Annotated in this window: 19 protein-coding genes; 15 read left to right on the plus strand and 4 right to left on the minus strand. The window is 73.5% G+C overall.

The window, feature by feature from the left end:
- Positions 1–84 precede the first annotated feature (84 nt).
- Both D1781_RS08760 and D1781_RS08765 read left to right on the plus strand, forming a co-directional pair.
- Entirely contained in the window at positions 85–1,656 is a 1,572-nt protein-coding gene (locus D1781_RS08760) for a MinD/ParA family ATP-binding protein (protein WP_233551204.1), read from the plus strand.
- Positions 1,653–2,147, plus strand: coding sequence for a peptide deformylase (locus D1781_RS08765; RefSeq protein WP_119481953.1), 495 nt, complete (start codon positions 1,653–1,655; stop codon positions 2,145–2,147). The genes D1781_RS08760 and D1781_RS08765 overlap by 4 nt, the downstream gene beginning before the upstream one ends.
- A 20-nt stretch (positions 2,148–2,167) precedes the next feature.
- Here the strand turns inward: D1781_RS08765 and D1781_RS08770 are convergent, their stop codons facing one another.
- Complete coding sequence (locus D1781_RS08770; RefSeq protein ID WP_119481954.1) at positions 2,168–3,988, minus strand: AMP-dependent synthetase/ligase; 1,821 nt, start codon at positions 3,986–3,988, stop codon at positions 2,168–2,170.
- Positions 3,989–4,107: 119 nt separating this feature from the next.
- Here D1781_RS08770 and D1781_RS08775 point away from each other — a divergent pair, with 119 nt between their 5' ends.
- The 3 genes from D1781_RS08775 (at position 4,108) to D1781_RS08785 (ending at position 7,234) form a co-directional block, all read left to right on the plus strand.
- Positions 4,108–5,079 carry an ROK family glucokinase gene (locus D1781_RS08775; protein WP_119481955.1) on the plus strand — a complete coding sequence of 324 codons (972 nt, stop codon included), beginning with the start codon at positions 4,108–4,110 and terminating at the stop codon, positions 5,077–5,079.
- Positions 5,080–5,147: 68 nt separating this feature from the next.
- On the plus strand, positions 5,148–5,837 hold the full coding sequence (locus D1781_RS08780; RefSeq protein WP_119481956.1) for a lysophospholipid acyltransferase family protein: 690 nt from the start codon (positions 5,148–5,150) through the stop codon (positions 5,835–5,837).
- 14 nt (positions 5,838–5,851) lie between these two features.
- Positions 5,852–7,234: a class II 3-deoxy-7-phosphoheptulonate synthase gene (locus tag D1781_RS08785; RefSeq protein ID WP_119481957.1), complete on the plus strand. Its 1,383-nt coding sequence runs from the start codon at positions 5,852–5,854 to the stop codon at positions 7,232–7,234.
- An 81-nt stretch (positions 7,235–7,315) separates the two neighbouring features.
- Here the strand turns inward: D1781_RS08785 and pknB are convergent, their stop codons facing one another.
- Together pknB and D1781_RS08795 are read right to left on the minus strand one after the other, a co-directional pair.
- Positions 7,316–8,878, minus strand: coding sequence for a Stk1 family PASTA domain-containing Ser/Thr kinase (gene pknB / locus D1781_RS08790; RefSeq protein ID WP_407641673.1), 1,563 nt, complete (start codon positions 8,876–8,878; stop codon positions 7,316–7,318).
- 97 nt (positions 8,879–8,975) lie between these two features.
- Positions 8,976–9,878 (minus strand): LysM peptidoglycan-binding domain-containing protein, encoded by a 903-nt coding sequence (locus D1781_RS08795; protein ID WP_158590040.1) that lies wholly within the window; start codon positions 9,876–9,878, stop codon positions 8,976–8,978.
- 202 nt (positions 9,879–10,080) lie between these two features.
- Here D1781_RS08795 and D1781_RS08800 point away from each other — a divergent pair, with 202 nt between their 5' ends.
- Positions 10,081–10,422: an Rv2175c family DNA-binding protein gene (locus tag D1781_RS08800; protein ID WP_119481960.1), complete on the plus strand. Its 342-nt coding sequence runs from the start codon at positions 10,081–10,083 to the stop codon at positions 10,420–10,422.
- A 335-nt stretch (positions 10,423–10,757) separates the two neighbouring features.
- Positions 10,758–13,286 carry a beta strand repeat-containing protein gene (locus D1781_RS08805; protein ID WP_119481961.1) on the plus strand — a complete coding sequence of 843 codons (2,529 nt, stop codon included), beginning with the start codon at positions 10,758–10,760 and terminating at the stop codon, positions 13,284–13,286.
- A 136-nt stretch (positions 13,287–13,422) separates the two neighbouring features.
- Here the strand turns inward: D1781_RS08805 and D1781_RS08810 are convergent, their stop codons facing one another.
- Positions 13,423–14,541 carry a polyprenyl synthetase family protein gene (locus tag D1781_RS08810; RefSeq protein ID WP_119481962.1) on the minus strand — a complete coding sequence of 373 codons (1,119 nt, stop codon included), beginning with the start codon at positions 14,539–14,541 and terminating at the stop codon, positions 13,423–13,425.
- A gap of 88 nt (positions 14,542–14,629) precedes the next feature.
- On the opposite strand from D1781_RS08810, the gene D1781_RS08815 reads away from it, so the two are divergent.
- From D1781_RS08815 to murD, 8 genes are all read left to right on the plus strand, one after another.
- Positions 14,630–14,986 carry a DUF3040 domain-containing protein gene (locus D1781_RS08815; protein ID WP_119481963.1) on the plus strand — a complete coding sequence of 119 codons (357 nt, stop codon included), beginning with the start codon at positions 14,630–14,632 and terminating at the stop codon, positions 14,984–14,986.
- Between the two features lie 195 nt (positions 14,987–15,181).
- Positions 15,182–15,613: a division/cell wall cluster transcriptional repressor MraZ gene (gene mraZ / locus D1781_RS08820; RefSeq protein ID WP_119481964.1), complete on the plus strand. Its 432-nt coding sequence runs from the start codon at positions 15,182–15,184 to the stop codon at positions 15,611–15,613.
- 113 nt (positions 15,614–15,726) lie between these two features.
- Positions 15,727–16,731, plus strand: coding sequence for a 16S rRNA (cytosine(1402)-N(4))-methyltransferase RsmH (rsmH, locus tag D1781_RS08825; protein WP_233551205.1), 1,005 nt, complete (start codon positions 15,727–15,729; stop codon positions 16,729–16,731).
- Positions 16,732–16,760: 29 nt separating this feature from the next.
- The gene (locus D1781_RS08830; RefSeq protein ID WP_119481966.1) at positions 16,761–17,231 is read left to right on the plus strand and encodes a hypothetical protein; all 471 of its coding nucleotides are present in this window, start codon (positions 16,761–16,763) and stop codon (positions 17,229–17,231) included.
- A gap of 81 nt (positions 17,232–17,312) precedes the next feature.
- A complete protein-coding gene (locus D1781_RS08835; protein ID WP_119481967.1) occupies positions 17,313–19,058 on the plus strand; it encodes a peptidoglycan D,D-transpeptidase FtsI family protein in 1,746 nt (581 codons plus the stop codon).
- 106 nt (positions 19,059–19,164) lie between these two features.
- A complete protein-coding gene (locus D1781_RS08840) occupies positions 19,165–20,580 on the plus strand; it encodes a UDP-N-acetylmuramoyl-tripeptide--D-alanyl-D-alanine ligase (protein ID WP_119481968.1) in 1,416 nt (471 codons plus the stop codon).
- Positions 20,580–21,722 carry a phospho-N-acetylmuramoyl-pentapeptide-transferase gene (gene mraY / locus D1781_RS08845; protein ID WP_119481969.1) on the plus strand — a complete coding sequence of 381 codons (1,143 nt, stop codon included), beginning with the start codon at positions 20,580–20,582 and terminating at the stop codon, positions 21,720–21,722. Before D1781_RS08840 ends, mraY begins: the two co-directional genes overlap by 1 nt.
- A complete protein-coding gene (murD, locus tag D1781_RS08850; RefSeq protein WP_119481970.1) occupies positions 21,719–23,209 on the plus strand; it encodes a UDP-N-acetylmuramoyl-L-alanine--D-glutamate ligase in 1,491 nt (496 codons plus the stop codon). Before mraY ends, murD begins: the two co-directional genes overlap by 4 nt.
- Positions 23,210–23,212: the final 3 nt, after the last annotated feature.

The following is a 23,212-nucleotide window of genomic DNA, read 5'->3' on the forward strand; positions in this document are numbered from 1 at the left end:
GGCCGCCGCGCCGTCCCGCTTCCGGGGGGAGCAGAAGTCTCAAGTTAGAGTCGAACGATCGACCCGCTCGAGGAAGTGGAAGCCGTGGCGAACAAGCGAAACACGCCGGACGAGGGCTCCGGCCTGCCCGCCGGCACCGGGCTGCAGGACCGCGCCCACGCCGACGGTCCGGTCCAGGTCGCGCTCGTGACCCGTGCGGCCGGCACCGACCTGTCCTCCTTCAGCCGGTTCCCGGTGCAGCAGCACCCCTCCATCGAGATCGACCTGCCGCCGCTGCCGAAGTCCGACGTCCCGGAGGAGGAGGCGGCCGTCGCGATCGACGACGTCGCCGTCGACCCGGGCTCGCTCGACGCGGCGACGTCGAGCGTCGAGATCGTCGCCGGCGACACGGGCGAGCAGCCCGCCTCCGGACAGCTGACCGGCGGTCCGACCCCTCGCGCCGCCACCGGCTCCTTCCCGCGCGTCACCGGACCGCTGCCCCGCACCACCGGCTCGATGCCCGCGCCGCGGCGCACCGGCAGCGCGTACGACGCGCTGCTCGGCGGCCCCGTGCCGAGCCCGCGCACCGGGCTCACCGGAGAGTTCCCGCGGAGCGGCCTGACGGGCGAGCTCTCCCGCGGCGGCCTGACGGGCGAGTTCCCGCGGCTCGACGGCGCCGGCACCGCCACGCGGCGGGAGCGCCGCAACGGCACGCCGACCACGCCGGGCGAACCCGAGTCGGCCGCGATGCTGACGCCGGACCGCCTGATCGAGAACGGCGGCCGCGTCCGCGAGAAGCCGACCGGCGCCTGGAACAAGTTCGTCTACGCGGCGACGTTCCGGAAGCTGAACCTGGGCGACTCGGCTGAGGTGCGGGTCGCCAAGGACGAGGTCGCGCGGATCACGAAGCAGTTCGAGGGCGGCACCCGCTTCGTCCCGGTGCTGACCCGCAAGGGCGGCGTCGGTAAGACGACGATCACGACGCTGCTCGGCATGACGATGGCGACGCTCCGCGAGGACCGCATCATCGCCATCGACGCGAACCCGGACCGCGGCACGCTCTCCGAGCGCGTCACGAAGCAGACCCGCGCCACCGTGCGCGACGTCGTCACCCGGGCGAACGCGATCGGCGGCTTCACCGACTTCTCGACGCTCGTGTCGCGCGACGAGACCCGCCTCGACATCCTCGCGTCGGACACCGACCCGCTGCTGTCGGAGGCCTTCGACGAGAACGACTACAACGTCGTCGCCGACCTGGCCGCCCGCTTCTACTCGATCGCGCTCACCGACTGCGGCACGGGCATCGTGCACTCCGTCATGCGGGCGACGCTGCAGCGCGCCGACTCGCTCGTGATCGTCTCCGGCGGCAGCGTCGACGAGGCGCGGCTCGCCTCCGAGACGCTGACCTGGCTCGAGGCGAACGGCTACGGCGACCTCGTCGAGAACGCCGTCGTCGCGATCAACACGGCGACCCACGGGACCAGCCTCGTGAAGCTCGACGAGATCGAGTCGCACTTCGCCTCTCGCGTCCGCGACATCGTCCGCATCCCGTACGACCCGCAGCTCGCGGCCGGTTCGGTCATCGACTACAAGAACCTGAAGCAGAGCACGAAGGACGCCGCGCGCACCCTGGCCGCGCTCGTCGCCGACGGGCTGCCGTCCCGGCGCGAGGTGTGAGCGTCCGGGACATCCGGCTCTTCGGCGACCCGGTCCTGCGGAGCGCCTGCGACCCCGTGGGGGAGCCCGGCCCCGTCGTCCGGGCGTTGGTGCAGGATCTGCTCGACACCGTGCAGGTCCCGGGCCGCGCCGGCGTCGCGGCGAACCAGATCGGCGTCTCGCTGCGCGCCTTCGCCTACAACGTGGACGGCCGGCTCGGCTACCTGCTCGACCCCGAGCTGGTCGAGGTCCGGGGCGAGCCCGTCGAGTTCGACGAGGGCTGCCTCTCGGTGCCCGACCTCACCTTCCCGACGAAGCGGTACGCCTGGGCGCGGAGCACGGGTCGCCTGCTCGACGGCTCCACGACCGAGGTGATCGGCGAGGGCGTGCTGGCCGAGGCGCTGCAGCACGAGCAGGACCACCTCGACGGACGGCTGTACCTGACCCGCCTCGAGCCCGACGTGCGGCGCGAGGCCATGGCGGAGGTCCGGCGCGCGCCCTGGTTCCGCTAGCGCCGGACCCCGCACGCCCGTCAGTGCGCCGGGGCCGCGTGCTCCTTCTTCGCCTCCGCGTAGAGCGCGTCGATCTCGCCGCTGCGCTTGTCGAGGATGACGTGCCGCTTGATGCTCATCTTCGGCGTCAGCTCGCCCGACGCCTCGGTGAAGTCGTCGGCGAGGATCCGGAAGGCGCGCACGCCCTCGGCGCGGGAGACGTGCGTGTTCGCGGCGTCGATCGCGCGCTGGACCTCCTCCCGCACGACCGGCAGCTCGGCCGCCTCCGCGACGGACAGGTGCTCGTCCTCGCCCTTGTTCTTCAGCCAGGCCGGCAGCATCTCGTGGTCGAGGGTGACGAGCGCCGCGATGAACGGGCGCTGGTCGCCGACGACGACGACCTGGCTGACGATCGGGTTCGCGCGGATCGGGTCCTCGAGCTCCGCGGGCGCGACGTTCTTGCCGCCGGCCGTGACGATGATCTCCTTCTTCCGCCCGGTGATCATCAGGTGGCCGCCGTCGTCGATGGAGCCGATGTCGCCCGTGCGGAACCAGCCGTCGTCGAACGCCTCGGCCGTCGCGGCCTCCGCGTGGTGGTAGCCGGGGAAGACGCCGATGCCGCGCACCTCCACCTCGCCGTCCTGGGCGATGCGGATCGCCGAGCCGGGGAGGGGCGGGCCGACCGTGCCGATCTTCGCGTCGGCGGGCCGGTTGACGCTGATCGGGGCGGTCGTCTCGGTGAGGCCGTAGCCCTCGAGGATCGTGACGCCGAGCGCCCGGTAGAAGTGGTTGAGGCGCTTGCCGAGCGGGGCCGAGCCCGATACGGCCCAGCGGCACCGGCCGCCCAGCACGGCGCGCAGCTTGCGGAACACGAGCGCGTCCGCCGCGCGGTACTGCAGCGCGAGCGGCAGCGGCACGTGCCCGGCGGTCCTCGCCTCCGACCAGCGGACGCCGACGTCGACGGCCCAGCGGAACGCGCCGCCGCGGCCGCCCGCCTCGGCCTTCTGCTCCGCGGAGTTGTAGACCTTCTCGAACACGCGGGGCACGGCGAGGAGGAAGGTCGGCCGGAACGAGCCGAGCGCCGGCACGAGCTGCGACGTGTCGGCCTGGTGCCCGACGCGGACGCCCGCGTGCACGCACAGCACCGCGATGAACCGCGCGAACACGTGCGCGAGCGTGACGAAGAGGAGCGTCGCGGCCTGCTCGTTCGCGATCTCGGGGATCTCGAGCGTCGTGTTGCGCGCCAGCTCGACGAAGTTGCCGTGCGTGAGCACGCAGCCCTTCGGCTTCCCGGTGGTGCCCGCCGTGTAGATGATCGTCGCGACGTCGGACTCGACGGCGAGCTGCCGGCGGCGCTCGACCTCCTCGTCGGGCACGTCCCGGCCCGACGCGGCGAGCTTGTCGAGGTCGCCGAGGTGCAGCTGCCAGACCGAGTGCACCTCGGGGAGGTCCGGCAGGACCTCGTCGACGCGCGTCCAGTGCTCGGCCGTCTCGACGACGATCGCGCAGGCTCCGGAGTCCTCGAGGATGTGCTTCACCTGGGCGGGGGAGCTCGTCTCGTAGACGGGCACGACGAGCGCCCCGGCGTACCAGGCGGCGAAGTCGACGAGCGACCACTCGTAGCGGGTGGAGGAGAGCAGGCCGATCCGGTCGCCCGGCTGCACGCCGGCCGTGATGAGGCCCTTGGCGATCTCGACGACCCGGCTGCGGAAGTCGGCGGCCGTGATGCCGCGCCAGCCGGCGCCCTCGGGCACCTGGAAGAGCACGAGGTCGGGGGTGCGGGACGCGCGCTGCGCGAGCAGATCCGCGACGTTCAGGGCCGGCTCGGCCTCGACCAGGAGCCGTCTCTCGGTCTGCTGCACTCGAAGCTCCTTCGCCCGGGGTGGTCGGATCGATGGTATCCGGCGTCGCACCGGGGAGCGGGCCGACCGGGCGGCGTCACGCCCTAGGCTCTGCTCGTCACGCCCTAGGCTCTGCTGCCGTGCAGGCGATCGGCATCGACATCGGCGGGACCAAGATCGCCGGAGGCGTCGTCGACGAGCTCGGGACGATCGAGCGGTTCGAGCGCGTGCCGACGGACGCGTCCGACGCGACCGCCATCGAGGACGCGATCGTCGCGATGATCGAGCAGCTCGCCGAGGGCCGCCGGCTGCCGGTGGGCGTCGCGGCGCCGGGGTTCATCGACGCGGGCCAGAGCACCGTCTACTACACGCCGAACATCCCCTGGCGGAACGAGCCCCTGCGCGAGCGGCTCGAGTCGCGGCTCGACCTGCCGGTCGTCGTCGACAACGATGCGAACGCCGCGGGCTGGGCGGAGTTCCGCTTCGGCGCCGGGCGCCTCGTGTCCGACATGGTGATGCTGACCTCCGGCACGGGCGTGGGCGGCGCGGTGATCGCGGGCGACCGGCTGCTCCGCGGCGGGTTCGGCGTCGCCGGCGAGCTCGGCCACATGCGGGTCGTCCCGGACGGCATCCCGTGCGGGTGCGGCGCGCGCGGCTGCATCGAGCAGTACGGCTCCGGCCGGGCCCTGCAGCGCATGGCGAACGCGGTCGCCGACGGCGGCGGCATCGGCAGCGCCCTCGCCGCCGAGCGCGAGCGGGCGGGCGGCGTGCTCGAGGGCGCGGTCATCGGCCGGCTCGTGCAGGAGGAGGACCCGGGCGCCCTCGCCGCGATCGGCGAGCTCGGCTCCTGGCTCGGCCAGGCCTGCTCGAGCCTCGCGGTCGTGCTCGACCCGCAGCTCTTCGTGATCGGCGGCGGCGTCGCGGACGCGGGGGAGCGGCTGCTCGGCCCGGTGCGGCGCGCCTACGAGGAGCACCTCCCGGCCCGCGGCTTCCACCCGGAGCCGGTGTTCGCGGTCGCGGAGCTCGGGAACGAGGCCGGCGTCGTCGGCGCCGCGGACCTCGCGCGCCTGCACGAGGACCCCACCTTCCTCGCCTACGCCCCCCGCGGCTGACGGCGGCGGGCGGCCCCCGCCGAACCGGTAGCCTCGACGGACCTGCCGGAGAGTGGAAGGGGTCGCGGATGCTCTACTGGGTCCTCAAGGTGCTGTTCCTGGGCCCGTATCTGCGCTCCACGTTCCGGCCCTGGGTCTCCGGCATGGAGAACCTGCCCGCCACGGGCCCGGTCATCCTCGCCTCGAACCACGTCTCGGTCGTCGACTCGCTGTTCCTGCCGCTGATGCTGAAGCGCCGGGTGACGTTCCTCGCGAAGAGCGACTACTTCACGGGCAAGGGCCTCAAGGGCTTCGTGCTCCGCACCTTCATGAACGGCATCGGCCAGCTGTCGATCGACCGGTCCGGCGGCAAGGCCAGCGAGGCGTCGCTCGACACCGGCGTGCAGGTGCTGCGGAGCGGCGGCGTGCTCGGGATCTACCCCGAGGGCACCCGCAGCCCCACCGGCAAGCTCTACCGCGGACGGACCGGCGTCGCCCGCATGGTCCTGGAGGCGAAGGCCGCCGTGGTGCCCGTCGCGATGTTCGACACGGACAAGGCGATGCCGATCGGCACGGTCATCCCGAAGGTGCGGCGCGTCGGCATCGTCATCGGGGAGCCGCTCGACTTCTCCCGCTTCGAGGGGATGGAGGGCGACCGCTTCGTCCTCCGGTCGATCACCGACGAGATCATGGTCGAGATCGCGAAGCTCTCCGGCCAGGAGTACGTGGACGTCTACGCGAGCACCCTCCGGCAGGCCGCTGCCGCGAAGGCCGCGTGAGCCCGAGGAAGTCGATGCTGCAACCGCTCACCGAGCCCGTCGTCCCCGCGCGCCCCGAGGTGCTGGCCGGGCTCGACCACTGGCGCACGCTCGAGGTCCGGCAGCAGCCGGAGTGGTCCGACACCGCCGCGGCCGAGGCCGCCGTCGCCGAGCTGCGCTCCATGCCGCCGCTCGTCTTCGCGGGCGAGATCGACCAGCTGCGCACCCGCCTCGCGACCGCCGCCGCCGGCCGCGCCTTCGTGCTGCAGGGCGGCGACTGCGCCGAGACGTTCGAGGGCGCGACCGCCGACCGGATCCGCGCACGGGTGCGCACGATCCTGCAGATGGCCGTCGTGCTCACGTACGGCGCGTCCATGCCCGTCGTGAAGATGGGGCGGATGGCGGGGCAGTTCGCCAAGCCCCGCTCGAGCGACAGCGAGACGCGTGACGGCACGACGCTGCCCGCCTACCGCGGCGACGTCGTTAACGGGTACGACTTCACGCCGGAGTCGCGGCGGCACGACCCCGCCCGGATGGTGCGCGGCTACCACACGGCCGTCTCGACGCTGAACCTCGTCCGCGCGTTCACGCAGGGCGGGTTCGCGGACCTCCGCGAGGTGCACAGCTGGAACCGCGGCTTCGCGGCGAACCCCGCGAACCAGCGCTACGAGGGCCTCGCGAAGGAGATCGACCGCGCGGTGAAGTTCATGGAGGCGGCGGGCGCCGACTTCGAGGAGCTGAAGCGGGTCGAGTTCTACACCGCGCACGAGGCGCTGCTGATGGAGTACGAGCGCGCCCTGACGCGGATCGACTCCCGGAACGGCACCCCGGTCGACACCTCCGCCCACTTCGTTTGGGTGGGGGAGCGGACCCGGCAGCTGGACGGCGCGCACCTCGACTTCGTGTCGCGGATCCGCAACCCGATCGGCGTGAAGGTCGGCCCGACGATGACCGGCGACGAGCTCGAGCGGCTCATCGACCTCGTCGACCCCGACCGGGAGCCCGGACGCCTCACCCTGATCACGCGGATGGGCGCCGGCCGCATCCGCGACGCCCTCCCGCCCCTGCTCGAGGCCGTCAAGGAGTTCGGCGCGACGCCGCTGTGGATCACCGACCCGATGCACGGCAACGGCATCACGACGCCGACCGGCTACAAGACCCGCCGGTTCGACGACGTGGTCGACGAGGTGCTCGGCTTCTTCGCCGCGCACCGCGAGGTCGGCACGCACCCGGGCGGCCTGCACGTCGAGCTGACCGGCGACGACGTCACCGAGTGCCTCGGCGGGTCGGAGCACATCGACGAGGCGACGCTCGCGACGCGCTACGAGTCGCTGTGCGACCCGCGGCTGAACCACATGCAGTCGCTCGAGCTCGCGTTCCTCGTCGCCGAGGAGCTCGGGGCGCACGCCCGCTCCTAGCGCCCTCCACCCCTTCCGTTCTGAAGGAGTTCTCGGCGCTCGCGCGCGAGAACTCCTTCAGAACGGAACGAGCAGGGCGAGTCAGCCGGCGGGCGGGGTCGTCGAGCCGGTGGGCGTCGGCGCCTCCGCGGCGACCGCCGGTCCCTTCGACACGACGAGGCGGACCGGGGTCCGCGCGTCGAGCTCGGTACCGGGGGCGACCGTGGAGCCGTCCTCGTCGATCAGCCGGACCGCCGTGCCCGCGGGCCGGCTCGACGTCTTCTCGACCGTGCCGGCGAGCAGCAGCCGCGCCTTCGACACCGCCGCGGCGGCCTCGGCGGCCGTGCTGCCCTTGACCGTCGGCGCGGTCGCGGGCTGCTCGCCCTTCGACAGGACGAGCGAGACGGTCGAGCCGGGCGGGAGCCGCGTGCCGGTGCCCGGCCGCGTCGCGGTGACGAGGCCCGCGTCGGTCGCGCTCCAGACCTCGCGGGTCGCGCCCTTCCGGAAGCCCTGCTGGGACAGCGCCGCGGAGGCGCGGTCCTCGCTCATGCCCGACAGCGCGGGCAGCGCCGAGGTCGAGCCCGGCCCGCCGCCGTAGTACCAGCCGGTGCCGGCGGACACCGCCCCGGCGACGAGCACGGCCGCGAACGCCCACGCGCCGCGGCGGTGCGCACGCGAGGTGGCGGCGCGGAGGCGGTCCACGACGTCGGTCGGCTGCGCCCGGCGCGCGGTGGCGGCCGGTGCGGCGGGCGCGAGGTCCGCGGTCGCGAGCACGCGGGTCGCGGCCGCGGGCGGGATCACGGCGGTGCGCTGCGTCGACGGCCGGCGACGCTCGTCCGCGCCCTCCGCCATCAGGTGCTGCGTCTCGAAGAGCTGGTCGAGCATCGCGCGCGCGTCGCGCGGGCGGTCCTCCGGGTCGCGGGCCGTCGCCCACAGGGTCAGGTCGTCGAGCAGCGCGGGGACGCCCGGGTTCTTCAGCGACGGCGCCGGCACGGAGTCGTTCGCGTGCTGGTACGCGATCTGCACCGGCTGCTCGCCCTTGAACGGCTGCTCGCCGGTGAGCATCTCGTACATCATGATGCCGACCGCGTAGACGTCGCTCCGGGTGTCCGCGATGCCCCGGGTGACGAGCTCGGGGGAGAGGTAGGCGATCGTCCCGAGCAGCGCCTGCCCGCTCGCCGTGTGGCTGGTGGCGGCTCGCGCCAGGCCGAAGTCGCCGATCTTGATGCGGCCGTCGTCGGCCAGCAGCACGTTCTCGGGCTTCAGGTCGCGGTGGATGATGCCGGCCTTGTGCGCGGCGACGAGCCCGGCCAGCACCGCCTCGAGGATGTCCATCGTCTGCTCGGGCGTGAGGCGCCCGTACTCGCCGAGGAGGTCGCGCAGGGTGATGCCCTGCAGGTACTCCATGACGAGGTAGGCCGTGCCGAGGTCCTGCCCCTGGTCGAAGACGTTGACCACGTTCGGGTGCGCGAGCCGGGCGGCGCTGCGCGCCTCCTGGATGAACCGGTCGCGGAAGGCGGCGTCGTCGGCGAGGTGGGCGTGCATCACCTTCACGGCGACGCGGCGCTCGAGCCGCAGGTCGGTGGCGAGGTAGACCGTCGCCATGCCGCCGCGGGCGATGCGAGCGCGGATCTGGTAGCGGCCGTCGAGCAGCCGGCCCACCATGGGGTCGGGAGGCGCGGCGGTCACGTCCCGCAGTGTAGGGAGCGGTCGTGCCGGAGCCCGGGCACCGGGTCGGTGCGCCGGGCTTCCCGCTCCGCGATCAGCGGCCGGCGCGCTCCAGGTCGTGCAGCCAGCCGCGCGCGGCGCGCTCCCACTTGCCGTAGGCGGCGGGCGAGGCGTTCCGCTGGACGGCGTGCGCGGCCTCCCCGACGCTCATGAACTCCCAGCCGCCGACGTCGAGCAGACCGGTCGCGGGCGCGACGACGCCGCTGCCGGCGCCGCCGTAGAACGCGACCGCCGCGAGGCGCGGGTCGAGCAGCGCGACGTCGTCGCCCCAGCCGCGGCTGGGCCGCTGCTGGAACAGGCCGACCGCGTCGTCCTCGCCGAACGGCAGGTTGTGCAGCGACGAGTCCTGCATGGCCGCGCACAGCGCGACGACGACGCCGTCGGACGGCAGGCCGAGGTCGCGGCCGACCTCGATGATCGTGTGCGCGTTGTCGCGCATCTCCCCGGTCAGCGCGATGGCGCCGGACCCGGTCTTGCGGAGGTTCGGCACGGGGATCACGAGCTGCTGACCCGGCCGCACCGTGCTGCCGCGGGAGAGGCCGTTGGCGAGCAGGACCGCTGCGGTCGCGACGCCGTGGCGCTGGGCGATCGAGGAGACGGTCTCGTCCTCCGAGACCCGGTGGCGGTGGAGCTCGTCGGCGACGGTCGTCGTCGCGGGCCGGACGGCCGGCGGCTTCACGAGCAGGGTCTGGCCGGCGCGCAGCTGCGTCCGCCAGCCGAGGCCGTTGAGCGCGAGCAGGCTCGCGGTGGAGACGCCGTGGCGCGCGGCGATGTCGAAGACGGTCTCGCCGTCGCCGACCTCCACCTCGATCGCGCCCTCACGGGCGCGGCGCATCGGCTCGTCGTCCGGCACCGGGCGCGCCCAGCGCGCCTCCCGCTCCCCGTCGAGCGCCGGCGAGACGGTGCGCGCGAGCGAGCCCATGAGCCGCCCGGCCATCCCGCGCCGCGTGCGTCGCGTCCCGTCGGCTTGCGCCGGTCCCCAATCCGACAGCGTCGAACCCATGACGAAATCCGTTCCACGCCCTTCCCCCGAGGGGCGTGACTGCAGGCTTTCGCAGGCGGGGGGCCGAGTCAACGGACGCGGCCGTCCTCGGCCGCTCCCGTCGTGCCCCCAGTTCGAGCCCTGGCATCCTGGTGTCGTGAGCGGCACGGAAGAGCGCACCTGGTTGACGGTCCCCGATCTCGCGGAGCGGCTCGATCTGACGCCGAGCCGGGTGCGGCGGCTGATCGAGGACCGGCACCTGCTGGCGACCCGTCGCGACGGCGTGCTGGTGGTTCCGGAGGTGTTCCTCACCGACGAGGGGCCGCTGCCCGAGCTGCGCGGGACGGTGATCCTGCTCGCCGACAACGGCTTCGACGACGAGCAGGCGGTGCGCTGGCTGCTCGAGGAGGAGGAGAGCCTCGGCGCCGCCCCCGTCGACGCGCTCCGCTCCGGCCGCAAGGCCGAGGTGCGCCGCGTGGCGCAGGCGCTCGCCTTCTAGCCCTCCCGGGCGAGGCCGGCGCCGCCGCCTCCTTCTTCTGCCTGCGTTCCGGACGAGTGCATGCGCTGCCGCGCACGCACTCGTCCGTCCGTCACGCATTCGCGCCGCAGTCTCGTCCGCTTCCCTCAGCGCTCGTTCTGGGGGTCCCGCCGCGCCGTCCGAACCCCCGATCTGGGGCCCGCAGGCATCTCGGCCGAACCATTTCCTGCTCCTAGCGTGAACCGGGCCCTGACCAGGGCGCCGTTTCCGCGACCAGTGAGGCCCCGTAGATGCAGACCGCTCGACCGACGACCCGAAGTCTCCAACGAGGGCTGGGCGTCACCGCCGCAGTCGCAGTGACCGCGGGGTGCGTGCTCGCCGGCCCCGGCGCCGCCTTCGCGGCCGGCGGCGACCTGACCCTGACGGACGTCCAGTCGGACTTCACCGCAGGAGCCGGATCCGTGGTCCTCGGCGCCGACGTCGACGACGCGACCAGCAGGTCGACGACCCTCGAGCTGTACCCCAACCACGGCCCGACGGCCACCACCGTCCTCGACCTCGCCGGGCACACCCTCGGTGTCGCTGCGCTGCAGCTGACCACGTTCGACAACGGGTCGCCGCAGGGCGCCAACCTCAAGGTGGTCGACAGCGTCGGCGGGGGAGTGCTCCGCGTCACGCAGACCAGCACGACGCGGCCCGCCATCGAGGTCGACGCTCCGAGCACGTTCGCGGTCCTCAGCGGCTCGGTCGTCGCGACGGGTGCGCCCGGCAGCACGGCGGCGGTCGTCGGGGGCGGCCCGGTCGCCGATCCTCTTCAGCACTCGGGGCTCATCTCGACCAACGGGAGCGGTCGGCTCACCGTGACCGGGAACGGGTCCGGGGCTGCGATCGGCTCGGGCGACGGCGCGGGCGCGGGAGGCATCTCGTTCGGTGGCAGCTCCCGGGTGACCGCCACCAACACCGGCACGGGAGCCGCGATCGGCGACGGCAACGGCGCCGCCTCCTCGACGATCACCATCGCGAATCAGGCTCAGGTGACGGCCACGCAGAACGGGACCGGCGCGACCGGCGCGGCGCTCGGCGGCGGCGCATCGCCCACGGGCCAGACGGCCGGCACCATCACGATCGGCGACGACGCCTCCGTCACCGCCGTGTCGAGGGGTGCGGGCGCGGCGCTCGGCGGGGGCTACCACGGCGACGGCGGCACCATCTCCGTCACCGGGTACGCGCACGTCACCGCGACGGGTGCACAGGCCGCCATCGGCGACGGCGAGCACGCGACGGGCGGCGGCAGCAGCATGACCTTCTCCGGCCAGGGCGTGGTGGTCGACGCGCACGGTGGCACGTCGTCCGCCGGCGGTGCCGGCGTCGGCGGCGGGTCGACCGCCTACGGCAACGACTCGCTCAGCATCGGCAACGGCGCGACCGTCACGGCGCGCAGCGACAACGGCCCCGGCATCGGCGGCATCGGCAACTCCGTGTCGATGTCCCTCAATGTCGACAACGCCTCGCTGGCCGCCTCGGGCAGCGGGTCGTCCGCAGCCGCCATCGGCGCCGGCAGCGCCGCGTCCGTCGGCTCCAACGTGGCCTTCGGATCCGGCGCCGCTGTGACGGTCGCGAACACCTCCGGCACCGTGATCGGGGGCGCCACGCAGGCGCGATTCGGTTCACTGAGCAACAGCGGCTCGCTGACGCTCCCGGCCGGCCAGTCGCTGGTCGTCCCGGTCAACGCGACGGCGTCGAACGACGGCGCGATCGCGAACTCCGGCTCGATCGTCGCCACCGGGACGCTCAGCAACTCGGGCTCCATCGTCAACGTCACGGGCGGAACGGTCTCGGGCTCGGTGTCCGGCAACGACTACCGGATCGTGTACGACGCACAGACGGGCACCGGCTCCACGACGCAGTACGTGTACGCCCCGAGCGTCACGAAGGCACAGCTCAGCGTCCCGAGCGCGAACCCGCCGTCGACCGGTCGGTTCACCGGCTGGAACACGCAGACCGACGGATCGGGGGCGACGCTCAGCTCCACCTCGTCGCTCGTCGACCTCGCGGGCTCGAGCGACGGAGCCCAGGTCACCCTGCGGCTGTACGCGCTGTACCAGCTGAACCCGGTCCTGCCGGGCAGCGGAGCGCTGCCCCAGGCCGTCGTCGGCAAGCCCTACTCGGTCTCGGTCGCCGCGACCGCGGGGACGGCGCCGATCGGCTACGACATGACCGGGGTGCCGGCAGGCCTGACCTTCGCGAACGGTGCGATCTCGGGGACCCCCACCACCGCCGGTTCCTTCACGCTCCACCTCGGGGCCTCGAACGGCGCGGGTTCCGCCGAGGCCGTCTACACCATGGAGGTCGTGGCGACTCCGATCACGCTCGGCGTCCCCGGTTCCCGCTTCCTCGCCGGATCGACGGCGAAGCTGACCATCGGCGGCCTCCAGGCCAACGAGTCCTACACCGTCGTGATCGCCGGCAAGACGGTCGCGACCGGCAGGGCCGCCTCGAACGGCACCTTCACGAAGTCCGTCGTCGTGCCGAAGTCGGTGAGCGACGGCAAGCAGACCGTCCGGGTGAGCGGTGCTGCGCACGCCACCGCGGCGGGCGCCTCCATCCTCACGGCGGCCGTCGCGAAGAAGCTCGGCGTGAAGGTCTCGTCGAAGAAGGTCAAGGCGAAGAAGTCGGTCTCCTTCACCGTCTCGAAGCTCTACGCGGGTGAGTCGGTGCGGGTCGTGGTCAAGGGCAAGCAGTCCAAGACCGCGGTCGGCAAGGCCTCGTCCAAGGGCGTCTACGTCCTGAAGATGAAGTCCGGGCTGAAGAAGGGCAAGTACACGATCACCGTCACCGGCGGCGGCACCTCGCGGAAGGCCGTGGTCAAGCTGACCGTCAAGTAGCAGGCCGGCAGGCTGCGAGCACTTCGGCAGGCCACGGGGCGACCCGTGAGCCTGCCGAAGTGCTGTCGGCCTGCCGACGCGCGCCGAGGCCCGGCGCGGAGGGCCGAGGGCCGGAGCGCGGGGGAGGGACTGGGCGCTACGCCGTGCGGACGCTGATCGACTCGGCGAGCCGGGTCAGGGCGCCGCGGGCGTCGGCCGTGAGCGGAGCGCCGTCCAGGGCGTCGAGGGCCCGGTCGACGTTCTCCGCGATCATGCGCTCGACCTCGTCGATCGCACCCGCGCCGCGGATCGTCTCCTGCAGCATCCGGACCTGCTCCTCCGTGAGGTCCGGGTCGCCGAGCAGCTCGTCGACGGTGCGGCGGGCGGAGGCGGGCAGCGCCTGCCGGGCGACCGCGACCAGCACGGTCCGCTTGCCCTCCACGAGATCGTCGCCGGCGGGCTTGCCCGTCACCGAGCTGTCGCCGTAGACGCCGAGCAGGTCGTCGCGCAGCTGGAAGGCGATGCCGAGCGGCAGGCCGAACTCGCGGAGCGCGGCCATCTGCGCGAGCGACGCCCCGCCGAGCGAGGCCCCGATCGCGAGCGGCGCCTCGATGGAGTACTTCGCCGACTTGTAGGTGATCACGTTGATCGCGGTGTCGACCTCGGCGCCGTCGCGCACGTGCGGCCAGGACGCCTCGGCGACGATGTCGAGGTACTGGCCGGCGGTCACGTCGGTGCGCATCCGGTTGAACTCGGCGCGGGCGGCGCGGGCGTTGTCCCGGTCGGCGAGCTGCTCGAGCGACTCCGCGAACAGCTCGTCGCTCCAGACCAGCAGCAGGTCGCCGAGCAGGATCGCGGACGAGTCGCCGAAGCGGCCGGCGTCGCCGACGAACCGGCGGTCGCGGTGCTCCTGCTCGAAGCGGCGGTGCGCGGAGGGCGCGCCGCGGCGGGTGTCGGAGGCGTCGATCAGGTCGTCGTGGACGAGCGCGGCGGCATGGAAGAGCTCCAGCGCGGTCGCGACGCCGACCACGGCGGGCACGTCCCGGCTGCTCGTGTCGCCGAAGAAGTAACCGGCGTCGTCGAGGCCCTGCACCGACTGCCAGCCCCAGTAGCAGAACCGCGCGCGGAACCGCTTCCCGAATCTCAGAAAGTCCCTCGAAATGGCACCCATCGGCGCCGTGTCGTCCGAGATGGCCGCGAGAATCGGAGCACGGGCGTCGAGGAACTCGTCGATCCGGTGCTGCACGAGGTCGACGAGTCGGCCACCGGTGCTCACACCGCCTAGCCTAGCCGCGAGCCCGCGTCGTACACTGGCGCCGCGCACGGACGCGCGGCCAGTCCACCCTGAGAGAAGAGGGATCGGGATGCCACTTTCCGAGCAGGAGCAGCGCCTTCTCGACGAGATGGAGCGCAGCCTCTACCACGGCGACGGCGACTTCGCCGCCTCGGTCGGCCGGGTGCGCGGTCGCATCAGCTACGGGGCCGTGGTCGGAGGGATCCTGCTCGCGGTCGCCGGCATCGGCGTCGTCATCCTCGGGGTGCTCGCCCACAACTGGTTCATCGGGGCGCTCGGCTTCGCCGCGATGTTCGCCGGCGTCCTCATCGCCATCGGCGTCCGGTCGCACCGCGCCCCCGCCGGGTTCCCGGCCGGCGCCGCCGGTCGCTCGACCGGCTTCATGGACCGGCTCGCGCAGCGCTGGGAGCGCCGCCGCCAGTCCTGATCCCCCTTCTCAAGAACGCCCCGTGGCCTCGGCCACGGGGCGTTCTGTCGTTTCCGGAGTCCCTGCGTTCCCCGTTCCTGCCGTCCGGGGGAGCGCGGGGGAGTACGCACCCGCGCGCATTCGCCCTGGTGGAGCGAAGTGGAGTAAAGTGGGGCCTGCCAGCGCCGCTGGCCACGTGAGCGAGGGGTCGGTGCCGTGTTCCTCGGTACCTACTCACCGCGTCTCGACGAGAAGGGGCGGATCATCCTTCCTGCCAGGTTCGCGGACGACCTCGCCGACGGCGTGGTCATGACGCGCGGCCAGGAGCGGTGCCTCTACGTCTTCTCCCGCGACGAGTTCACGCGGATGCACGACCGCATCCGGCAGGCGCCCGTCACGAGCCGCGACGCGCGGAACTACCTCCGGGTGTTCCTCTCCGGCGCGCACGACGAGACGCCGGACAAGCAGCGCCGGGTGACGATCCCGCCCGCGCTCCGCGCCTACGCGGGCCTCGAGCGCGAGCTCGCGGTCCTCGGCGTCGGCGACCGGGTGGAGATCTGGGACGCCGCCGCGTGGAAGCGCCACCTGGCGGAGACCGAGGACGCGTTCGCGTCGGTCGAGGGGGAGGTGGTCCCCGGGATCCTCTGACCCGTGCCTCCCGAGTCCCAGCCGTGCCGGGCTCCCTGACGCCACTTCCCCGGTGCCAGGTCGCCCGACCGCCGCCCCTGACACACTTCCCCGGTGCCAGGTACGGTCCACGGATGGGTATCGGGATGAACGGCTCGCAGGATCCCGGGGCTCGCCCCTCCACTCCGCTCCACGTCCCGGTGCTGCTGGAGACGACCCTCGAGCTGCTCGCGCCGTCGCTGGACCGCGACGAGCCGAGCGTCGTCATCGACGCCACGCTCGGCCTCGGCGGCCACTCGGAGGCGCTGCTGACGCGGTTCCCGGGCACGACGCTCGTCGGCGTCGACCGCGATCCGGAGGCGCTCCGGCTGGCGAACGCCCGCCTCGCCCCCTTCGGCGACCGGTTCCGACCCGCGCACGCGGTGTACGACGCGATCCCGGAGGTCCTCGACGACCTCGGGATCGACGCGGTGCAGGGCGTGCTCTTCGACCTCGGCGTCTCCTCCATGCAGCTCGACGAGGACGACCGCGGCTTCAGCTACTCGCGGGACGTGCCGCTCGACATGCGGATGGACCCCGGCGAGCCCCGGACGGCCGCGACGGTCGTCAACGAGTACGACGTCCGCGACCTCGCCAGGATCTTCCGCGTCTACGGCGAGGAGCGACTCGCCGACCGCTACGCCCGGGCGATCGCACAGGCTCGGGAGGCCACCCCAATCCGGGGCTCGGCGGAGCTCGTGGCCGTGCTCGAGCGGGCGACGCCGGCCGCGATGAAAGCCCGCGGCCACGTGGGCAAACGCGTCTTCCAGGCGTTGCGGATCGAGGTCAACCGGGAGCTCGAGGTGCTCGAGCGGGCGGTCCCCGCGGCCCTCGACCGCATCGCGACCGGTGGCCGGATCGTCGTGCTGTCCTACCATTCCCTCGAGGACCGGACCGTCAAACGGGCGCTCGCCGCCCGGACCGTCTCGACCGCCCCGCGAGGGCTCCCGGTCGAGACCGACGAGACGGCCCCCACCTTCCGGATGCTGACGCGGGGCGCACCCTCGGCGGCGGACGCGGAGGTGGAGAGGAACCCGAGGGCCGCATCCGTGCGGCTCCGGGCGGCGGAGCGGATCCGGGGGGACTCCCGCGACGCCTGACACGGATGTCGCACAGTTGGGGGACTGTCTTGAGCACCGCGTACGCGTTCGACCCTGTCCGTCGGCCCGGGCCCGTCGCTCCGGCCTTCCCGGTCGCGGCACCGCCCGTCGTGTCGGGGCCCGTCGTGGCCGCGCCGCCGGCCGCCGCACCGCGCACCCGCGCGCTCGCGGCGCCGAAGGTGCTCGCCGGAGCCGCCGTCATGGGCGGCGTGGTGTGCGTCGTCGTCGCGCAGCTGCTGCTGTCGATCGGCACCGCGAACGGCGCCTACCGGCTCGCGGAGCTGCAGCAGCGGTCCGACGTGCTCGCGCGGCAGCAGCAGGTGCAGGCGGAGTCGCTGCAGGCGCTCGCCGCACCGCAGCGGCTCGCCGCCCGCGCGGCCGCGCTCGGCATGGTGCCGGACGACTCGCCCGCCTACCTCGACGCCCGCACCGGGAAGGTGCTCGGCAGCCGTGCGGCGACGGACGGGGTCGCGAAGGCGCCCGGCGGCATCGTCCGCTAGCGGCGCGCGCCTCCGCCGCAGGGCGGCCGCCCTCGCCTAGGTTGCCGGGGCCGGTCCACCCGCCGGCGGGAGGGGGCGCGGATGCGCGGGCACCGACGACGCGCGCGGTGGCGGCCGGCGTTCGTGCTGCTGACCGTGCTGCTCCTCGCCGGGGTGTTCCTCGTCCGCCTCACCGACGTCCAGGTCGTGCAGGCGCAGTCGCTGCGCGACGCGTCGAAGGACCGCCGCAGCATCACGACGACGCTGCCGGGTCCGCGCGGCGACATCGTCGACGCGAGCGGCGCCGTGCTCGCGACGACCGTCACCCGCTACCGGATCACGGCCGTGCCGTGGATCGCCGCGAAGGCGGGGCACGTCGAGCAGCAGGCGCGGCGGATCGCGGCCGCGATCGGCGGGGACGCGGGCGACGTCGAGCGCGCGCTCACCGCCGACCCGAGCTCGAGCTACGCGCTCATCGCGAAGCAGGTGTCCTTCTCCGCGCTGCAGAAGGTCAAGGCGCTCGACCTCGGCTGGCTCTACTACCAGTCGGTGTCGAAGCGGACCTACCCGTCCGGCGCCGTCGCCGGCAACCTCGTCGGGTTCGTCGGCGCGGACCAGCAGCCGCAGGCCGGCGTGGAGCTCGGCGACGACCGCTGCCTCGCGGGCACCGACGGGCGCTCCATCGCGGAGAGCGGGCTCGACGGCACCCCGATCCCGGGCTCGGAGGCGGTCGTGAAGGCCGCGAAGCCCGGCGGGAAGGTCGCGCTGACGATCGACCGCGACCTCCAGTACTACGCCCAGCAGGTGCTCGCGCAGCGCGCGCGGCAGACGGGCGCCGCGTGGGGGTCGGTGGTCGTCGAGGAGGTGCGGAGCGGGAAGCTGCTCGCCGTCGCGGACTGGCCGACGGTGGACCCCAACCACGTCGGGACGACCGCCGCCGACGACCCCGGCGCGCTCGGCTCGCGGTCCTTCACGGCGCCCTACGAGCCCGGCTCGACGATGAAGGCGATCACCGCCTCGATGCTGCTCGACGCCGGCGTCGCGGACCCCGCCTCCCGCGTCGTGGCGCCGTACCGGCTGAAGACCGCCGACGGCGCGGACGTCAACGACAGCGAGACGCACGGGGACGAGCGGCTCACCCTCACCGGCGTGCTCGTGCAGTCGAGCAACACCGGCATCTCGCAGCTCGGCCGCCGGATCACCTCCGCGGACCGCCTCGTGTACCTGAAGCGGTTCGGCTTCGGGGAGCGCACGGCGGTCGGGTTCGGGGCGGAGGCGGGCGGCTCGTTCGGCTCCGGGGCGCCCGACTGGGACCCGCAGACCCGGTACGCGACGATGTTCGGCCAGGGCCTCACCGTCTCCGCCGTGCAGATGGCGAGCGCGTACCAGGCCCTCGCGAACGGCGGCGTGCGGCTGCCGGTCCGCCTGGTCGAGTCCTGCACCGCGGCCGACGGCCGGGTGACCCCGACTCCGAAGGGCGACGGGACCCGGGTGGTCTCGAAGGACGCGGCGTCGAGCACCGTGCGGATGCTCGAGAACGTGGCGACGAAGGGCTGGCTCGCCGGCGACGTGAAGATCCCCGGCTACCGCGTGGGGATCAAGACCGGCACGGCGCAGGAGGTCGACGCCTCCGGCGGGTACGGCAAGGACTACCTCGTGTCCATGGCCGGGGTCGCGCCGGCGGACTCGCCGCGGTACGTCGTCTACGTCGCGCTGTCGAAGCCGGTGAAGATGAACACGTCGCAGGCGACCGCGCCGATCTGGCGGAAGGTGATGGCCCGGGCCCTGCAGTCGGGCGGCGTCGTGCCCTCCGGATCCTCCTCGCCCGACCTCCCCGCGACGTGGTGACGGGGGTCGCGCCGAGATCGTCCCGTACGCTGGGGCCCCGGTTGCAGCGAGCTCTGGAGGTGGCCGGGATGCAGACGGCGAAGGCGACGACGAGCAGTCCGCGCCGGTGATCGCGCTCACGCTGGACGAGATCGCGGCGGCCGTCGGGGGCGAGGTCCGCCCCGCCGAGGCCGGTGCGACGGTCGTCGACGGCGCGGTCGAGACCGACTCGCGCGAGATCGCCCCGGGCGGCGTGTTCGTCGCGCGGCGGGGCGAGGCGATGGACGGGCACGAGTTCGCCGGGTCCGCCGTCGAGCGCGGCGCGGCGCTCCTGATCGTCGAGCGGCCCCTCGACCACGACGTGCCCCAGGTCGTCGTGCCCGACGCCACCGCGGCCCTCGGCGCCCTCGCGAAGGAGGTCGTCGCGCGGGTCCAAGCGGGCGGCCGGCTGCAGGTCGTCGGCATCACCGGCTCGAACGGCAAGACCACCACGAAGAACCTCCTCCGCGAGATCCTCGGCCGGGTGGGCCCGACCGTCGCCTCGCAGGCGTCGTTCAACAACGTGGTCGGCGGACCGATGACGATGCTGCGGATCACCCACGGCACCGAGTACCTCGTCGCCGAGATGGGCGCCTCCGCCGCCGGCGACATCGCCCGCCTCGTGGCGCTCGCGAAGCCCGACGTGGGCGTCGTGCTGAAGGTCGGTCTCGCCCACGCGGGCGGCTTCGGCAGCATCGAGGGCACGCAGCGGGCGAAGTCCGAGATGGTCACCGACCTCGACGCGGACGACGTCGCCGTGCTGAACCGCGACGACCCCCGCGTGGCCGCGATGGCGGAACGGACCCGCGCCCGGGTCGCCTGGTTCGGCCTCACCGCCGACCCCGCCACGGGCGGCACGACCGCCACCGACGTGGAGTCCGGCGCGACCGGCACGACCTTCGAGCTCGCGCTGCCCACCGGCGAGCGCCGCCGGGTCGCGTTCCGGGTGCTCGGCGAGCACCACGTCGCGAACGCCATGGCCGCCGCGGCGATCGCGACGACGCTCGGCGTCGACGCGGACACGATCGTGGCCGGCCTCGAGGCGGTCGTCCGCGCCGAGCGGTGGCGGATGGAGGTCCTCGCGACCGACCCCGTCACCGTCATCAACGACGCCTACAACGCGTCGCCCGACTCGATGGCCGCGGCGCTGAAGGCGCTCGTGCAGATCGCGCCCGGCCGCAGCGTCGCCGTGCTCGGCGCCATGACGGAGCTGGGGGAGTCGGCGGGGGAGGAGCACGACCGCGTCGGGCTCCTCGTCGTGCGGCTGAACATCGGCCAGCTCGTCGTCGTCGGCCCCGACGCGAAGCGGATGCACCTGTCGGCGTCCGCCGAGGGCTCGTGGGACGGGGAGAGCGTGTACGCCGAGACGATGGAGGAGGCGGAGGCGCTGCTCGAGTCGATCCTGCGACCCGGCGACACCGTGCTCGTGAAGTCGTCGAACTCCGCCGGGCTCCGGCACCTCGGCGACCGCGTGGGGGCCCGCTGGGCCGACGGGGCCGCCTGATGCAGTCGCTGCTCACCGGCGCCGGCGTCTCGCTGCTCTTCACGCTGTTCCTCACCCCGCTCTTCATCCGGCTGTTCCACCGCCTCCAGTGGGGGCAGTTCATCCGGGACGACGGGCCCGTCAGCCACCATGCGAAGCGCGGCACGGCGACGATGGGCGGGGTCGTGTTCATCCTCGCCTCGGTCGTCGGCTACTTCGTCGGCCACCTGAACAACCTCGGCAACATCACGATCTCCGGCCTGCTGGTCCTCCTGCTGATGGTGGGGCTCGGGCTGGTCGGGTTCGTCGACGACTTCCTGAAGACCCGCAACCAGCGCAGCCTCGGCCTCGGCGGCTGGGCGAAGGTCTTCGGCCAGGTGCTCGTCGCGACCGTCTTCGCGCTGCTGGTCCTCCAGTTCCCGCGGACCGCGGAGGGCGCCGGCGGCAAGACCTACACCGCGACCCCGGCCTCGCCGACGATCTCGATCGTCCGCGACCAGTGGTTCGACGGCTCGGTGCTCAGCTTCACGGCCCTGTTCGGCGTCACGATCGGCGTGATCGTCTTCGTGGTCTGGATCTGGCTGATCGTGACGGCGACGTCGAACGGCGTGAACGTCACGGACGGCCTCGACGGCCTCGCCACCGGGTCCTCGATCTTCGCGATCGGCTCCTACGTGATCATCGGGTTCTGGCAGTTCAACCAGTCCTGCTTCGACAAGACCCTCGAGGCCGTGAACGTGCCGCTCTGCTACACGGTGCGGGACCCGCTCGACCTCGCGGTCGTCGCCGCCTGCATCACGGGCGCGCTCGTCGGCTTCCTCTGGTGGAACACCTCGCCCGCGCAGATCTTCATGGGCGACACCGGCTCGCTCGCCCTCGGCGGCGCGGTCGCCGCGCTCGCCGTGCTGTCGCACACCGAGCTGCTGCTGCTCTTCATCGGCGGCCTGTTCGTCATCGAGCCGGGCTCGGTCATCGTGCAGCGCGCCTACTTCAAGGTCACGCACGGCAAGCGCATCTTCCTGATGAGCCCGATCCACCACCACTTCGAGCTGAAGGGGTGGGCGGAGGTGACCGTCGTGGTCCGGTTCTGGATCGTCGCCGGCCTGCTCTCGGCGCTCGGCGTCGGGCTGTTCTACCTCGAGTGGCTGTCGAGGGCGAAGTGACCGCCGACCTCCCACGCCTCACCTCCTGGCACGCGCCCGAGTGGCGCGGGCTGAAGGTCGGGGTCCTCGGCGCCGCGGTCGTCGGCTTCGCGGCCGCCGACACGCTCGTGGAGCTCGGCTGCGAGGTGCTCGTCGTCGCCGACAGGGCGACGGAGGAGCGCACGACGCTGCTCGACGTGATCGGGGCGACCCTGCGGCTCGGCGACGCGGCCGCGCAGCGGGAGGCCCTCGTCGCCTTCGAGCCCGACCTGGTCGTGGTCAGCCCCGGCTTCCACCCCGACGTGCCCGCGCTGACCTGGGCCGCGGAGGCGGGCGTGCCGGTCCTCGGCGACGTCGAGCTCGCCTGGCGGCTGCGCGACAAGACCGGCGAGCCCGCCGAGTGGATCACCATCACGGGCACGAACGGCAAGACGACGACGACCCAGCTGACGACGGCGATGCTCGTGCAGGACGGCCGCCGCGCCCGCGCCTGCGGCAACATCGGCAGCCCCGTGCTCGACGCGATCCGCGAGCCCGACGGCTGGGACGTCCTCGTCGTCGAGCTCTCGAGCTACCAGCTGCACTGGATGGAGCAGGTGTCGCCCGCGGCGAGCGTCGTGCTGAACATCGCCGACGACCACCTCGACTGGCACGGCTCGGCCGAGGCGTACCGCGCCGCGAAGGGCCGCGTCTACGAGCGGACCCGGCTCGCCTGCGTCTACAACGTCGAGGACCCGGTGACGGAGCAGCTCGTCCGCGACGCCGACGTCGTCGAGGGCTGCCGCGCGATCGGCTTCACGCGGGGCGTGCCGCGCGTCTCCGAGGTCGGGATCGTCGAGGACGTGCTCGTCGACCGCGCCTTCCTCGAGCAGCGTCGCAGCAGCGCGCTCGAGCTCACGACGCTCACCGCGCTCGACGAGGCGGGGCTGTCCGCGCCGCACGTCGTCGCCGACGTGCTCGCCGCCGCCGCGCTCGCCCGCGCGCTCGACGTCGATCCGCGGTCCATCCGCGACGCGCTCGCCGCGTTCCGCCTCGACGCGCACCGGATCGAGCCGGTCGCGGAGGCGGACGGCGTCCGCTGGGTCGACGACTCGAAGGCCACGAACCCGCACGCGGCGGCGGCCTCGCTCGGCGCGTTCGAGCGGGTCGTGTGGATCGCCGGCGGGCTGACGAAGGGCGTCGACGTGGCGCCGCTCGTCGAGGCCGCCGCAGGGCGCCTCGGCGGCGTCGTGGTCATCGGCCGCGACCCCTCCGCCTTCGAGGAGGCGCTCGGCCGACACGCGCCGGGCGTCCCCGTCGCGGTGGTGCCGGACGTGGACACTGACCGGGTGATGCCCCTCGCGGTCGAGGCGGCGCGATCGCTCGCCGCACCCGGCGACGTCGTGCTGCTCGCCCCCGCGGCGGCGTCGATGGACCAGTTCACCGACTACGCGGACCGGGGCCACCGGTTCGCCGCCGCGGTCCGGGAGGCGCTCGACGGCTCGGGGGACGCAGCAGGGACGGAGTGAGGC

The organism is Amnibacterium setariae, assembly GCF_003581425.1.
Lineage (GTDB): Bacteria > Actinomycetota > Actinomycetes > Actinomycetales > Microbacteriaceae > Amnibacterium > Amnibacterium setariae.